This window comes from Rhodocytophaga rosea, from assembly GCF_010119975.1.
Classification (GTDB): domain Bacteria; phylum Bacteroidota; class Bacteroidia; order Cytophagales; family 172606-1; genus Rhodocytophaga; species Rhodocytophaga rosea.
Map to the genome: position 1 here is coordinate 7544635 of NZ_CP048222.1, position 14963 is coordinate 7559597.

17 protein-coding genes are annotated in these 14963 nt (G+C 40.7%); 7 read left to right on the forward strand and 10 right to left on the reverse strand.

Annotated features, from left to right (window positions below; all coding sequences use genetic code 11):
* The first annotated feature begins 96 nt into the window (after nt 1-96).
* The 7 genes from GXP67_RS30920 to GXP67_RS30950 all read left to right on the forward strand — a co-directional run bounded on the left by GXP67_RS30920 (nt 97) and on the right by GXP67_RS30950 (nt 7803).
* Entirely contained in the window at nt 97-759 is a 663-nt protein-coding gene (locus GXP67_RS30920) for an NADPH-dependent F420 reductase (RefSeq protein ID WP_162446712.1), read from the forward strand.
* 69 nt (nt 760-828) lie between these two features.
* Entirely contained in the window at nt 829-1662 is an 834-nt protein-coding gene (ygiD, locus tag GXP67_RS30925; protein ID WP_162446713.1) for a 4,5-DOPA-extradiol-dioxygenase, read from the forward strand.
* Between the two features lie 310 nt (nt 1663-1972).
* Nucleotides 1973-4540 (forward strand): cation-translocating P-type ATPase, encoded by a 2568-nt coding sequence (locus GXP67_RS30930; RefSeq protein ID WP_162446714.1) that lies wholly within the window; start codon nt 1973-1975, stop codon nt 4538-4540.
* Nucleotides 4541-5126: 586 nt separating this feature from the next.
* Nucleotides 5127-5474: a hypothetical protein gene (locus tag GXP67_RS30935; protein ID WP_197901592.1), complete on the forward strand. Its 348-nt coding sequence runs from the start codon at nt 5127-5129 to the stop codon at nt 5472-5474.
* Between the two features lie 46 nt (nt 5475-5520).
* Entirely contained in the window at nt 5521-5952 is a 432-nt protein-coding gene (locus GXP67_RS30940; RefSeq protein ID WP_162441276.1) for a helix-turn-helix domain-containing protein, read from the forward strand.
* Nucleotides 5953-5957: 5 nt separating this feature from the next.
* Nucleotides 5958-6566, forward strand: a complete 609-nt coding sequence (locus tag GXP67_RS30945; RefSeq protein WP_232064508.1) for an IS630 family transposase — start codon at nt 5958-5960, stop codon at nt 6564-6566.
* 766 nt (nt 6567-7332) lie between these two features.
* On the forward strand, nt 7333-7803 hold the full coding sequence (locus tag GXP67_RS30950; protein ID WP_162446715.1) for a JAB domain-containing protein: 471 nt from the start codon (nt 7333-7335) through the stop codon (nt 7801-7803).
* Nucleotides 7804-7815: 12 nt separating this feature from the next.
* Here the strand turns inward: GXP67_RS30950 and GXP67_RS30955 are convergent, their stop codons facing one another.
* The 10 genes from GXP67_RS30955 to GXP67_RS31000 all read right to left on the reverse strand — a co-directional run bounded on the left by GXP67_RS30955 (nt 7816) and on the right by GXP67_RS31000 (nt 14946).
* Nucleotides 7816-8325, reverse strand: coding sequence for an RES family NAD+ phosphorylase (locus tag GXP67_RS30955; RefSeq protein WP_162446716.1), 510 nt, complete (start codon nt 8323-8325; stop codon nt 7816-7818).
* Nucleotides 8325-8690 (reverse strand): Xre family toxin-antitoxin system antitoxin, encoded by a 366-nt coding sequence (locus tag GXP67_RS30960; protein WP_162446717.1) that lies wholly within the window; start codon nt 8688-8690, stop codon nt 8325-8327. Before GXP67_RS30960 ends, GXP67_RS30955 begins: the two co-directional genes overlap by 1 nt.
* Before the next feature lie 87 nt (nt 8691-8777).
* Nucleotides 8778-9035 carry a hypothetical protein gene (locus tag GXP67_RS30965; RefSeq protein ID WP_162446718.1) on the reverse strand — a complete coding sequence of 86 codons (258 nt, stop codon included), beginning with the start codon at nt 9033-9035 and terminating at the stop codon, nt 8778-8780.
* 53 nt (nt 9036-9088) lie between these two features.
* Nucleotides 9089-10015 carry a conjugative transposon protein TraN gene (gene traN / locus GXP67_RS30970; RefSeq protein ID WP_162446719.1) on the reverse strand — a complete coding sequence of 309 codons (927 nt, stop codon included), beginning with the start codon at nt 10013-10015 and terminating at the stop codon, nt 9089-9091.
* A gap of 30 nt (nt 10016-10045) precedes the next feature.
* Nucleotides 10046-11407: a conjugative transposon protein TraM gene (traM, locus tag GXP67_RS30975; RefSeq protein ID WP_162446720.1), complete on the reverse strand. Its 1362-nt coding sequence runs from the start codon at nt 11405-11407 to the stop codon at nt 10046-10048.
* Between the two features lie 14 nt (nt 11408-11421).
* Nucleotides 11422-11646 (reverse strand): hypothetical protein, encoded by a 225-nt coding sequence (locus GXP67_RS30980; protein WP_162446721.1) that lies wholly within the window; start codon nt 11644-11646, stop codon nt 11422-11424.
* Between the two features lie 12 nt (nt 11647-11658).
* Nucleotides 11659-12276 carry a conjugative transposon protein TraK gene (traK, locus tag GXP67_RS30985; RefSeq protein WP_162446722.1) on the reverse strand — a complete coding sequence of 206 codons (618 nt, stop codon included), beginning with the start codon at nt 12274-12276 and terminating at the stop codon, nt 11659-11661.
* A gap of 31 nt (nt 12277-12307) precedes the next feature.
* Nucleotides 12308-13315, reverse strand: coding sequence for a TraJ family protein (locus tag GXP67_RS30990; RefSeq protein ID WP_162446723.1), 1008 nt, complete (start codon nt 13313-13315; stop codon nt 12308-12310).
* Between the two features lie 11 nt (nt 13316-13326).
* Nucleotides 13327-14166: a DUF4134 family protein gene (locus GXP67_RS30995; RefSeq protein WP_162446724.1), complete on the reverse strand. Its 840-nt coding sequence runs from the start codon at nt 14164-14166 to the stop codon at nt 13327-13329.
* A 27-nt stretch (nt 14167-14193) separates the two neighbouring features.
* Nucleotides 14194-14946, reverse strand: a complete 753-nt coding sequence (locus GXP67_RS31000; RefSeq protein ID WP_162446725.1) for a hypothetical protein — start codon at nt 14944-14946, stop codon at nt 14194-14196.
* Between the last annotated feature and the right edge of the window lie 17 nt (nt 14947-14963).

The following is a 14963-nucleotide window of genomic DNA, read 5'->3' on the forward strand; positions in this document are numbered from 1 at the left end:
ACATTTGTCAAGGCTATTTCCTATCATATATCAAGGCAAAAGGCTATGGGCCTGTTGTATCTTTGTATTATCAAAAACAATTAAATATATAAAGATATGAAAACGAACACCACCATAGCCATTATCGGAGCCACAGGTAGTATGGGTTCCGCTATTTCCAGGAGTCTGGCAACCGCCAATTTTCCCTTGCTTCTCTGTGCCAATGACCAGGATAAACTACAAGGTTTACTGCAAGACATAAAATCAGCTAATGCTCCAGCGAAGGTAGAAACCATTAATTGCTCGAAAGAGGCCAGCTGGGAAGCAGATATCATTATTATGGCCGTACCTTACCAGGCTGAAAAAGAGATTGCCCAAAAGATCAGCGAAGTAGCTGCTCAAAAAATTGTGATCAGCATTGCCAATCCATTAAATAATACGTTCGATGGCCTGCTGACTTCTCCGGATACCTCTGCTGCCGAAGAATTGCAAAAGGCATTGCCTCTCTCAAAAGTAGTAAAAGCCTTCAATACCACCTTTGCCGCTGATTTTGCTCAACCTGTGATCGATGGCAAACAGGTAGATGCCTTTATTGCAGGTGATCATCAGCCCTCTGTGGAAACGGTTACCCAACTGGTAGCTTCTGCAGGCTTTAATCCTATTGTTGCCGGTGGCCTGAAAGAAAGCCGGATACTGGAAAACATGCAATTGCTGCTCATTAAGCTGGGCATGAAATACAATTACAACTGGCATGCCGGCTGGAAAATCTTACACAATTAAGATTTAACCAGACAGGTTGTAATGAAACGGAATCAATTTATCAGAACAAGTTTAACAGGAGCCTTAGCTATGACAACATTATCAGCATTCAATAGATTTACAGATCAATTATCGGAACAGGATCAACTTATGCCGGTCTTATTTATAGGCCATGGTTCTCCCATGAATGGCATTGAAGACAATGAATTCAGCCGACGGTGGACAAAGCTGGCCAGAGAAATTCCAATACCCAAAGCAGTTCTGGTGGTATCTGCCCACTGGCTTTCCAGAGGAACACGTATTACAGCCATGGATTTTCCGGAAACCATTCACGACTTCGGTGGATTCCCCAAAGCCTTATTTGACTTGCAATACAAAGCACCTGGCGATCTTTCGGTTGCCAAAGAAACGGCTGCTTTAATTAAATCAACACAGGTAGAATTAGACCATGACTGGGGCTTAGACCATGGCACCTGGACGGTTGTCAGGCACATGTATCCGCAGGCAAACATTCCTGTGCTGCAACTAAGCATTGATGCTTCCAAAGGTCCGCAATATCAATATGAACTAGCCAGAGAGTTGTACAACTTGAGAAAAAAAGGAGTATTGATCATCGGCAGCGGTAATATGGTGCATAACCTGAGAATGGTCGCCTGGGATAAATTAAACGATAACGAGTATGGCTACGACTGGGCGATAGAAATGAATCATACTTTTAAAGAATTGATCCGGAATGGAGATCACCAGAAGTTGGTAAATTATGAAGCCTTAGGCAGAGCTGCCTTGCTCTCGATTCCAACACCGGAACATTATTTTCCGCTCTTATATGTGCTTGGATTGAAAGGCAAAAATGAAGAAGCTTCCTTTTTTAACGATAAGCTTGTAGGAGGTTCTCTCACAATGACTTCCGTAAAATTCGGCTAAATATGGGTAGTATATAAAGGTTTGATTGTAGGATTTATGAGTTCATACATGGTAAACTAGGTACTTAAATCGACAGGTCCTTATGATTAATAATAGAAGTATACTAAAATTAACAACCTAATATATCCTTCATTTTCATACGATCTGGCTAATAGTCAGATCGTATCTTTTAATAGCAGCTTATACTTTATTTATACGCTGATGGATAATATTTATTGAGTTATTATCAGTTTTCAGGCTTTTCCTTTTATTTACGCCTTATATTGGACAACAGTAATATATTCATCCCGAATTTTAAGCAAAACCGCCTATGGATGCCTGGTATCGCCTTTCCGAAGAAGAAGTAATTAAAAAACTAAAAACTTCTCCTTCCGGTCTGAAAAAAGACCTGATTCTCTCGCTTCAACAGGAATATGGGAAAAATGCACTCAAAGAAGCCAAACAGAAAAGCAAATTTGCCATCCTGCTCGGACAGTTTAAAGATGTCATGATTGTCATTCTCATCCTGGCTGCCATTATTTCTTTTGCGGTCGGCGAACATACCGATGCCTATGTAATCCTGGCGATTATTATCGGAAATGCCTGGATTGGCTATGCCCAGGAGAACAATGCCGAAGAATCCGTACGGATGCTGCAACAGATGGCGGCTCAATATGCCCTGGTTCTGCGGGATAATCATCCGGTAAAACTGGAAGCAAAAGAACTGGTACCAGGCGATGTAATCTTGCTGGAAGCTGGAGATATTGTACCGGCCGATGCCAGGCTGCTAGAGGTGAGTGCTTTTAAAACAGAAGAAGCGGCATTAACCGGCGAAAGTCATTCTATAGAAAAAATAACAGATGCCATTGACAAAGAGAATATTGGTCCTGGCGACCAGCTGAACATGATATTTAAAGGCACCATTGTAAGCAATGGTTCAGCCAAAGCAGTAGTTACCACGACCGGCATGCAAACGGAAATTGGTAAAATTGCCGGATTGCTGGAAGTAGGCGAGCAAAAAACACCCCTTCAAAAAAGGCTGGCCGTATTCAGCAAACAACTGGCTGTGATCGTTATTATTATTTGTGCCGTGGTATTTGGCTTCGGTTTGTGGAGAGGCGAACCTGCCTTTCTGATGTTCCTGACTGCCCTTTCCCTGGCCGTTGCTGCTTTACCGGAAGCCCTTCCTGCTGTAATTACCATTGCCCTGGCTAATGGTGCCCGCCGCATGGTGAAACAAAAAGCGCTTATCCGGGTATTGCCTGCCGTAGAAACACTGGGTTCGGTTACCTACATCTGTAGTGATAAAACGGGTACACTTACCCAGAATGTAATGACCGTAGAAAAATTTCAGGCCGCCCCGGATAAAGATGAATTATTAAAGCATGCCATGCTGCTGAATAATGAAGTACGGTATTCCGAAGAAGGCAATATGCTGGGCGATTCCACTGAAACAGCGCTGGTGAATTATGCGGTAAATAAGGGTCATTCAAAAGAACAGTCGGATAATTCCTTTCCTCTGGTTTCCAAATTGCCGTTTGATTCAAACAGAATGCGGATGAGCACCCTGCACCAGGATAATGGAAAATGGCTCTTGTTTGTAAAAGGTGCCCCGGTAAAAATAACGGAAGTATTGGCTGAGAGATACAAAGACCAGGTTCCGAAATGGCTGGAACTAAACCGGGAATGGGCCGCTGATGGCTTGCGTGTGCTGTTTTTTGCCTATAAACAACTGGATGAGAAACCAGGGCAGATAACAGAAGAGTTAGAAAAAGACCTGGATTTTCTGGGAATGGCTGCCATGATAGATCCGCCGAGGGAAGAAGTGATTGAGGCCATTAAAGAATGTAAAACTGCCGGTATCAAAACCGTCATGATCACCGGAGATCAGCCTTTAACGGCCTATGCCATTGCCGAGCGCTTAAAGATGGTAGCAGAAGGTTCTAAAAATACCCGTACCGGAGCAGAGCTAGCTAAGCTGAATGAAGAAGAATTTGCCAGGGAAGTCAGGAATATATTCGTCTATGCTAGGGTTTCCCCAGAACAAAAACTCAACATTGTAAAAGCCCTGCAACACAACGGCGAATTTGTAGCCATGACCGGAGATGGGGTAAATGATGCACCCTCACTCAAACAGGCAGACATTGGCGTAGCGATGGGAATTACCGGTACGGGTGTATCCAAAGAAGCCGCCGATATGATTCTGCTGGATGATAATTTTGCTACCATTGTAAAGGCGGTAAAAGAAGGCAGGCGGATTTATGAGAATATCCGCAAATTCATTTTATATGTGCTTTCCTGTAACCTGGCTGAAATCTTAACTATTTTCTTTACGCCCCTGTTTGGCTTAGCTATTCCTTTACTACCCATCCATATTCTGTGGATCAACCTGGTTACCGACGGATTACCAGGACTGGCACTCACTTCCGAACCTGCAGAAAAAGACATCATGCAAATGCCGCCCCGGCCGCCCAGAGAGAATTTGTTTGCCGGAGGAATGATTCCTAAAATTGTTTTAACCGGCGTATTTATGACGGTATCTGTGATGCTTACCCAGGCATGGGCAGCTAAAGAAGGCTACGATGTACAAACACAGCAAACGATGGTGTTTACCCTGCTCTGTTTTATTCAGTTAGGAAATGCCCTATCCGTACGCTCCTCCTATCATTCCATCTTTCACGCTACGATCTTTGGAAATGCAGGGATGTGGGGCTCGATTATCCTGACAGTTGTTCTCCAATTACTGATTGTATACCTGCCTTTTACCGAAGCTATTTTCAAAACAACTGCCCTGGACTGGAAAGCCATGCGCATGATTCTCCTTGTAACCGGTATATGTATTCTGACTATTGAACTCATAAAATATATAACCAATAGATTATACAGAAAGGGGAAATAGAGATATTCTACTGTGGTGAAAAGAGAATACTCATTTTTTTATAGTAGACAGCTTATATAGCTGAAAACTTCCTATACCCCATATACTGGCTTACCTCTGTGCCCTGGAAAACCTGTATTTGCTTTGCCCAGGCTTGCTTTGTAACTACAATCCGCTTAGGACCTAGCTGACTGGCAGGCAAAATTGGGCTATTTTCTCCCAAATAGTCTAAAAGTGTTAAAGAATGCACGATTTGTGTTAATGCTCCGGCCTTTTATTTGCTCACATTGCCTGTGTAAGATTACATCAGGTTGAGCATTTATTGTCTGGTCAATAGATTAAAATGAGTTAATAATGGAATGGAAGCCTGAGAAATCCTTTTACCAGAACATGTAAGATTTTATTTACTTAATACTTATTGAATGGATTAACACTGTGCTATTCCGCTTTATTCAACCTTTTGCTCATACGTGCGCCAAATACATTTCTCAGGAGGCGAGTATAATAGAAAAAGCTTTCCTGACACAGTTAACTAAATTTATGTAAAGATTGAATCAGCCTTAAACCCTTATACTGTAAAACTAAACCTCAATTTTACCCAAACTTTATGTATCAATCTCTATCTCCTACATCTACCTCTATGCATTTCGGCTATGGAATGTATGTAAGCAAAAAACTCAAAACCTATGTAAGCTTTTGTATGTACAGTTTTTTATTTTGTGTTTTTGCTTTTACATCTCAGGCACAAGTACAAATCTTGCCCAGTAGCAATTATGCCAACCTGACTCCTGCAACAGGTAATACCTTTTACTTTACGGCCACTACTGCCGGTAATGAACATGCTTTATGGAAAAGTGATGGAACTGCCAATGGTACAGTTCTGGTAAAAACCATAGGTGCTGCTAATCTCACCTATGTAAATGGCACTTTATATTTTATTACTAACTATAAGTAAGAGTACACAATTAAGTATAAGATTTTGGCAAATTGTATCTTTGCTTATGCGTTATATCAAGAAGATTACAGACAAGCAAAAACAAGACTTAGAGAAGATTCATAAAGATAGTAAAAGTTATCAGGAACGTAACCGTTGCCAATGTATACTGTTATCCAATCAAGGCTATCAAGTACAGAAGTTAGCAAGCATTTTTCAAGTAAGTCAGTTAAGTATTTATAAGTGGTTTGATCGCTTTGAGAAAACAGGTGTGGTAGGGTTAAAGAACCAAAAAGGGAAAGGCAGAAAACCCATCCTTACTACCAGTAATGCTACCCATGTTGAAGTAGTGGAAAATAGCATAGAGAAAGAAAAACAACAACTTAAATTAGCTAAGCGAGAGATAGAAGCTAAATTAGGCACGGCTATGAGTGAGATGACCTTGAAGCGGTTTTTAAAAAAATTGACTACCGATGGAAACGTTTCCGTAAATGGATAAAGCCATTGCAAAACAAAGAAGCATATGAGCAGAAAGTCAAGCGATTACATGCTTTGCTTTATTTGGCACAGACAGGCAGTATAGATTTATATTTTGGAGACGAATCAGGGTTTTGCCTTACCCCTTGTGTACCTTATGGATGGATCAAAAAAGGCGAACACGCCCCTATTTTATCCCAAAGAAGTACAAGGATAAATGTATTTGGCTTGTTAAGTACAAATAATGAGTTGCTTACTTATCAGAAAAGTGGGAGTCTAAACGCTGACTTTATCATTGAATGTGTAGAGGCCTTCTCAACATCTATTTCCAAGTTTACTGTCATAGTCTTAGACAACGCCTCCTGGCATACATGTGGCCTATGGGAAGTCAAAAAAGAAGAATGGGAACAGAAAGGATTATACATCTTTTTGCTGCCTAAGTATAGTCCTCATCTTAACAGGATCGAACGATTTTGGAAGCAGGTGAAATATCATTGGCTCAAAGCCGAAGACTATCTGTCTGTAGAAGCGCTTAAGGAGGCACTTTATACCATCTTTTCAGGATTGGGTACTTACTTTAAACTTGATTTTAAAAAACTTGAAGTAGATGAAAATATTATACTTAATTGTGTTTAATTACTTAGTCAAACATATCTTTTAAAATAATAGACATAAAACTACTGTTAATCGTCCACCTAAAAAATACCAAATTTTAGGTATTTTTTGCATTTAAAGAGGGTGTGCATTTAGTAGTTTTCATCCACTACATCTCAGCATATGATCGAAAAAATGCATTTTTTTGACTCTGCTCAGGCTAATCTGAATTAATATGGAATATTGCAACTACCTTCAATAATTTGGCACCCTTTGGAATGCCATGAAAATAATTATACCATATATTTTTCGATTACTTACATATAAAGCCTTTATCTTCTTTTACTAATCACCTTATCAAATTCTTATTATAATTTATTCATGCAAGATGGCATGTTTTATACTATAGATACATTCACCTTAGATATTAAAAATGATATCATTGATTATATTAAAATAATATCGCAAGCGAATGTTTATTGATATGTAATTTGCTATAATTTTGATTGCATTTGCTATATATTAACCAATGGTTTGATGCATATTACCATTAGTTATTCATCTGCTGATATGTGCTTTTCTGTATGAGCCATATTCAAAATAAGTATAAAAAACAGCCGCACCTATATCAATTATTAATCCTGTTGCAAAGCTAGGCTGATGTCAGAATAAGCTTCCAAAAGCTTCCGGCATAAAGTGTATCTAGTGGCCTTGCGCTTGTTTATTCCTTTTCCTTTTGGGCAGATTCTGCCCTAAGCCTGATGAGGGCACCATAATTAATTTTTGTTTAACCTTAACACAAATCTTTATGGAACGCCCACAAACTCCATTCTCTCTTACGGAGGTAGCCGAAATCCACCTCTCCTACAAATCCACTGTTAAACCCTCCCAAAGACCCAAAGTGGCCAGCTCTCACGATGCCTATACGCTGTTGCACAGTAGCTGGGACCCTGAAAAACTAGAATTTGTAGAACAGTTCAAAATCCTGCTGCTCAATCGGGCCAACTGCGTATTAGGCTTAGTAGAAGTATCCACCGGTGGGGTAGCAGGTACAGTAGCAGACCCTAAACTGATCTTTGCCGCCGCTTTAAAAGCCAATGCCTCCTCCATCATCCTGGCTCATAACCATCCCTCAGGAAACCTTAAACCTAGTGAAGCCGATCTGCAACTCACCCGCAAACTCAAAGAAGCCGGCAAGTTCCTGGATCTACCTATCCTGGATCATTTGATTATTACAGGCGAAAGTTATTACTCTTTTGCTGACACAGGGGCTGTATAGCCCTTTTTTTGATCAGAGTAACCTGGGATCAAATTTGAAAGGGTCAACAGATACAATTTTGATGTCTTTTGCCTGCTTGTGGGCCGGGTTTAAAAGCACATTTTTCTCCTTAGTTAAAATAGCAGAAGGTACCTTGAGTGCCAATGAAGTTGTAGCTTGCAGCCAGGCCGTCCCCATATCTGCAAGTAAAATAGAGGTGGCCTCACTTTGGACGAGTGAAGCCGGGAAACGGCTAGTATTGGCTATATTGTGGCTGAGTTTGCCCCAGTCTTTGGGCAGATTCTCTATAAGAATTTCCTCAAAAGAAATATCGTCAGGTAGCTCAAGGGTAAGAATTACATATTGATCGGGCGTGGAAGCAGCATCCACATGTACTACCTTCTCGAGCACAGCTAAAGCTCTGGTGGTAGCTGTATATATAACAGGAATCCCTTTATGGTGCCAGCGGCCGGAGACATAGAGTCCGCCATTTCCACTCAGGTCCCGTGCCCATTTCTCAGTGGTGATACGAAAAAGCTGCATCAGGCAAATATGCCATGTTCGATCCGGATTACTTCATCCAGTACATATTCTACCCCTTTGGTGGTATTAAGTAATTGAATGGGTTTCTTTCCTCCCAGGGCTTTACTTGGGGTGTTCATCCATAGTTTGAATTTCTGCTCACCAAATACTTCAAAGCCCTTCTGGTATAATTCTGCGGTTTTAATCACACGTTCGCTGGTGGAATAATCCAGGAGTTCTTCATCGGCAGATACCGGTATAGTGAGAGAAAGGAAAGTAGTTACATCTTTTAAGGAAAAAGACATTTGCTCAGCTAAGTGATACAAAGCCTTTTTTTGAATACCCACCTGGGCGCCGAGCATATCAATTACAGAGTTATATAGCATGGTAGAAAGCTATTTTTTGCTAATATAACGAAAAGTGTCCATTTCCTGTTCGCTTAGAAATGTTTTATGCTTTTAACGTATGAAATTTCAATCTTTTAGCCTCTTCTTCAATGCTTCCATTTCCTCGCATACTTCTCTTAGCTCATTTTCAGCCGTCCGATAGGCAATAAAATACAGATCATCATCGGTTTTGATGAAACCTACTTTTTTAAACCGCTGTACTTCATCCCATATTCTAATTAGCCGGGTAGTAAAATTCCTGCCCTCATGCAAAGCTGTCTTTTCAATTCTCTCATTAGGATGCATTTCTGGAGCTGTGGTGGTATCAATTTCTTGCTGAAACATAGACTAGGTTGTTCAGGTGCCGCTGTCCGCCGGGTTTATATGAAGGGAAAATTCTACTGGAGTAATCCCGCTTTGAGAATGTCTTTATTAGTAAGTAGGAAAGACAGGTGCCTACCACCTTTTTTCTCAAAAAGCTCAATTCTTAAGACTTTATCATCAGGAATGGTTACTTTTTCCATCACATATACCTGGTCTAAAGAGCCATTTCCGGGAATGGTATTCAGGGTAGGGTTGAAGATGTAGTGCGGAAAAATTTCCCTTTCCTGGCTGGCCGTACGCTTGCCTACCTTCTTATCGCGGATAAAAAACCTGATAAAATCAATGTCATAGCTAATATTGGATCTGTTTGCTACCTGCAGGTGATAAAAAAACAGATCATCTTGAATATACAAACCATGTAAAGCAAACCGCATATTATATTTGGCTAAGCCTGCAAGGTGCCTGGTTTGTTTTCTACCCATTACCAGCCCAGATAGCTTTTCCATGTAGGTTTGGTTGAGGCTTTTGTTCTCAAACAAAGCTTTCGCCCCTGTAGAAGCAATGCCATCGTTTGCCCGCGGAAATGGTGATAAGGGAAAATCTGTTGAAGAGTTTTCTTTACCAGTTGTTTTCTCTGCAAGTACTATATTGAGTTCTTTAGGAGCAATCGCATAATCTACCAGAAAGGAAAAATAACTACCCGATCCGGTCAGTACAGTCAGATTTGTGGTCGAAAAACCTTCTACATTAGCTTTCAGCTTGAGTATATTTTCCACCTGTTCTACTTTTTCAGCGAGCAAGTCTGCACTTCCAAGATCAACGTATACTATTTTATGCGGAAAGATCAGATGGGTTGTTTTATCATAGCCCACCGTAATGTGGTAAGACCCCAGGTAATTATCCTCACCAAAAGAAAGCCTTTGTTGAGCAGATAATTCTTTGCTAAAACATAATACTATTAAACTTGCAATCAGATAAGTAGATATACATTTGTTGATCATGGCTATGTGGAGGTTGATAAAAATAGGGTATTATTCTATTTGTGAAGGTTTGAGAAGAATCTGGTAATTAGATTTAAGTTTAACCCGGATGATGGAGGCTTTTTTTGAAATGATGTTTTTCCCTGCTTCAATGGCAGTTTGGGTAAGCTGAGAGCTAACGGAAGGAGAGGTGCCAATAAAGTTTGCCCCACTTAATCCCTGGCTGGCACCCTGCTTGGCTGTCGTTCTGGAGATGGAGCCAGGAATGAATAATCCTTCCAGTCCATCCAGGTCATAGACGGAAAGCGCAATAGGAAACAGCATTTCACGGTAACGGATCGAGTTAATTGTAATTTTTAACCGTTCCTCTGATATAGAGCACAGGCCAAAAATGAAGCTTCCTTTCGGAATGATTGTATTTTCAATTTGTATAGGGTCCTGTAAGCGCATTTTTACAGTTGATCCGGCAACAAGGGTTTGTTCATTATGGATGGCAGCCATAATTACATTTACTTCTTCTTTTAATCCTTTTTGCTTGTCAGGGGAATAAAAACCATTATTGGCTCGTGGTACTAAAGGAGCATTTTCAGTTGGATGGTGGCTTGTTTCTGCCTGGTAACTTGCCCTGGAATATGTATTTCCATTTTGTACTAATTGGGTAACCAGAGGCTTTTGTTTCTTTTCCAGCATAATAGTAAGCTTATTGCTTGTTGAAGAATTTTTAGTCTTTGCTACCTGAGCTTCAGTTTCCGAAGTAGTGAATGCACTTATGGGATGTGTAGTTTGTCCATTCAAATCCGTTTCTTCCAGCTTTTTTTTGAGCAGGCCCATGATTTCTTCCTGCTGTTTGCGTTTGTGCTCATAATCATCGAGCATTATCCGGTTTAACTCTTCTTCACTACTGCGAAATGTCACACTTGTCCGGTGATGGTATATTTTTCCGGAAGCTACTTTATCTGCCTGCTCGATTTTTTGCCTGGCGTCTTGTATAGTCGTTTGTTCGGGTGTTTGTTGCTGTTCACCAAGGCTAAGGTTTGCATCATAGTTAAAGGCACTTTTAGAACCTGCAGATTTGGTAAGTGGCAAGGACATTTCTGTATTGTCTGTTTTCAAAAAAGCCTCCAGGCCTCCATCCAGAAAGGAAAAGCGGTTTCGCTCTTTCCTCCTCACACTATCAGAACTGATTTGCTGGTAGGCTTTGAGTTTGGATGAATAAATTTTGTTTTCTTCTGAAACCGTAGGCACGGTGGCATTGAGCCCAAATAAAGCAGAAGAAGCCGCTGTATCCGAGGCGTGATTATTTCCACCACCTAGTAAATAAAAGAAAATAGCCAGAAAGGGCACGCCGGCAATAGGCAGAAAAACCAGTAGTTTGCGCTGTTGCAAAAATGCCTGGGAGTGTTGTGTTTCCATAAATTTTATTTGTTTTAGGGGTGGACAGGGTTTGCAGGTAAACCTTGTTTTAATGGTATTTCTTTTGAGAGAACAAGTCCTTTATAAGAAAGAGAGATGAAATAGACACTCAGTAGGAGCAGTGCTGTCATCATCAGCCACATTCTGCGTCTGACACTAAAATGGCGGACAAATAAGCTGAAGCACTTACCGGCCCGGAAAGCCAGAATTGCTCCACTAGTTTTATTAGTCTTATCCATATTTGGCCAATATTAACGGCTAATTGTTTTTATGTCTGCATTATCAATTACCCGCCAGTTTTCTAAAAGAAACCCATGAGGATTATTATCAGACCGTACTACATCCCGTAAATAGCATTCTGAGACCAGGTTGCGTAAGGTAACGGAAGAGGTACGTATGATCTCCAGCTTGCCAATGCATTTTACATAATATGGATATACCGATACATCCAGTAGAACACTGTCAATACGCACATTCTGGGAAATATTGCCGGCAATCACTCCATTGTAAAACCCTTTTTCTTTCAGGTTATCATATTCCCTTTTTACACTTTCATCAGCTAGAAATAAAGCTTTTTCAACCGTGTGGTTAATGGCTCTTTCATCGGGGGAAAGGGTAAAAAAATATTCATGAAACCGTTTTACATGTTCCCGTGCTTCTACCGGCCGGTTTTCCTGTATATTTTGTGCTTTAGCGGCCAGAATACTTCCATTATCCAGTATAAAAATGGTATCCCGTGCAGCAATCATGGACTGGTAAGAAGCATACACGATATATAGGGTTACACAGGAAATAAAAAGAAGGAAAGCAATCACGATAAATTTGATCTGCTGGAATGAAGAATCGATATTTTTTAAAGACCTGATCATAGATAAATTAGAGATTTGAAAAGAGAAGTGTTTATTTTACAGCCCCTTGTGCATAGCCTTCTTTAAAGTTTTTCACAATGTTTCCCCCATAGTTTCCGGTTCCTGCTGAAATGGCCCGTCCTACCCCGATAGCCCGGTGAGAAGTTTCCCGCAAAGCTCTTCCTGCACCAGAAGATTCAATGATCCAGCTGGCAACAGAGGGAATGGTCATGTAGCTGCAAATACCAAAAAGCAAGAAGATCAGATAGCCTAAGTCAGCTCCATCATAATTCCCATTTTGCATGAGTCTTTCGATATCCTTTTCTACCATTAGCGCCTGAAATCTGGAGATAATAGTTCCCAGAATATTGGCAATCGGAAGCCACATAAAAATTTGTACATACCTTGAAAGCCAGCTGTTGAAAGTCCCTTCAAATCCCGGAAATATAGAAAAACCCAAAGCCAGGGGGCCAATAATTACGAGCATGATCAGATAAAATGTACGAATGGAACTGATGATGAGCCCGGCTGCATAAAAAGCAATCTCAAGAATATAGGCAAGGAGTTTTCTGGCAGAAGTTTCCAGCATTTCCGGGATAGAAGAGAGGAATTCCTCTGCGGCACCTACTTTATTGGCTACATCATATAGCCAGCCTTCTTCCTCTTCCTTTTGCTGATAGATAGGTTTTTTTGCCTGGTTCCTGAGTATATTCTGTTTACGTTTAATATTGGCGGCTACTGTCTGGTTCTGGTAATTTACCATCGTATTAGTAGCATCCACAACCGGTGTTAGTACAGCATTGAGCACATCAATGAGGCCCATGTAAAAAATGATTACTAAAAACAAGGCAAAAGGCCGGAGCAGGGGATAAAAATCCAATGGTTCTTTCCCGGCCATCACCGGCCACAAACGGTAAAATACATAAATTACACCCCCAAGCCCGGCTACTCCCTGACCTACCGAAATCAACCTGGAAGCTAATGGAATCATATCTGCATATAAGCCTGATATCAGGGTTTGCAAATCGCTGTAGGTGTTCCCTACCTGAAGAAGTATCATAACAAGCAAGGTTAATAGAAAATGAGTTTGATAAAGGTGGTGATGATTACTGCCAGCAGTACGCTTCCAAACCAGCCGGTAGCCGTTTGATAAACGGATGCATCACCTCTGGTAAACTGGGCATAAACCTTTACGGCACCAACCAGGGCAACCAGAGCAGAAATTGCATATAAAACTTCTACCACTGACCCATAAAAGCCTCCGATTTTCTCATAAGCTCCCTCAGATGTTTCTGTTGCCGCTTCCTGGGTCGCATAAAAGGCGGTCATTTGTTCAAGGTCGGCAAGTTGTTGCTGCTGCTGGCTAACCAGGGTGAAATTCATGGTATTGTAGTAATTGAGATGATGCTCTAGTTCATGGGTGCTCAGATTTATCCTGTCAATAAAATCAAGCCTTTCTGCATCTGACATCTGAAAGAATTTAGGGCTGAGGATTTTAGTAAGCTGACTGGCATTCTCAGCAGACTGGTCAATAAAATACTTATACATCTTAATCATGCCCGAAATTTGGGTAACTGTTAAAGACCGGTTCGTTTTCAGGCTGTTTAAATTAGTGATGGCAGAATTGATAATGATTTTCTCACTCTCAATAATGGCTTTCACCTTGTTATAGGTCTGGACACCACTAGAAACCGCTTTGAGATATTTATAAAAGTCACTGTGTTCAATGGCATCTTTTATGGTAGTAAATTCAGTCATGGCCTGCGAAGCCGTCTGAATAACCGTGTTAATGTCCTGGATCAGGTCTGCAACGACAAATTGTGAGTAGGCTTTCCGGGTGCTTAGTGCTAATGAGAAAAATACATACAATAGCAGCACACGCGCAAAAATGGGTTTGCGTAAAGTATTCATAAAGAACGATAGTTTACCGGGATTGTGCTAAAAGAACAGATAATACCTGCGGTTGAGGGCAGTTAACTCATCAGGCAAATGCTGTTGCCGCTTTTTATAAAAATTGTACATTTGTACAACCGGACTGGCTTTAAATCTGGCCAGTGTCTCTTGCAGTTCCTTTTCTTTTCCAGGTTTTCCCTTCAGTTCTCTTTCTTTTTCACGTGAAAATGTTTCCGGGCAGAACACATCAGTTTGACTGATTTTTTCCGGGGTAATCGTATATAAATTTGAAAGCAAAGGCTCTAAATACTGAGTTATATCTCGGCTCAACTGCAACTGATATTGTTTTCTAAGGCTGTCTTTAGCAGGGGAGGGGAGTTTTGAATTTATTTTGGAAAGCAAGTCAGTATAATTTTCAACATGATCGCTTAGAATTGTATTGTGTAAAGAAAAGATCTTCTTCACATCTGGGCACAGCTTCAAATCTTCATCAAGTTCGCTGGTAAACCAATTGCTGATAAAGTATTTATAGCCCTCAATGTGGATTTTTAGTGAATCAGTGCCGCCTGCTCCAGTTTTGTAAAGACTATCGATTGTAGAAAGTAACTGGCTGGGGGAAGTAAGCAGACTGTCCCTACGATACATGGCTGCCGCACTCATGTTTTGCTCTTTTGACGACTCATCAGCTAAAGAAGGGTCAGTAGTACTTGAATCATTGGACGAACAGGCCATAAGCAATAAAAGCAGCCTTAGTAAAATACCCTCATAAACAATTCTCATTTTCATAATTTTAAACATAGCTGTAGGTGGTTAAT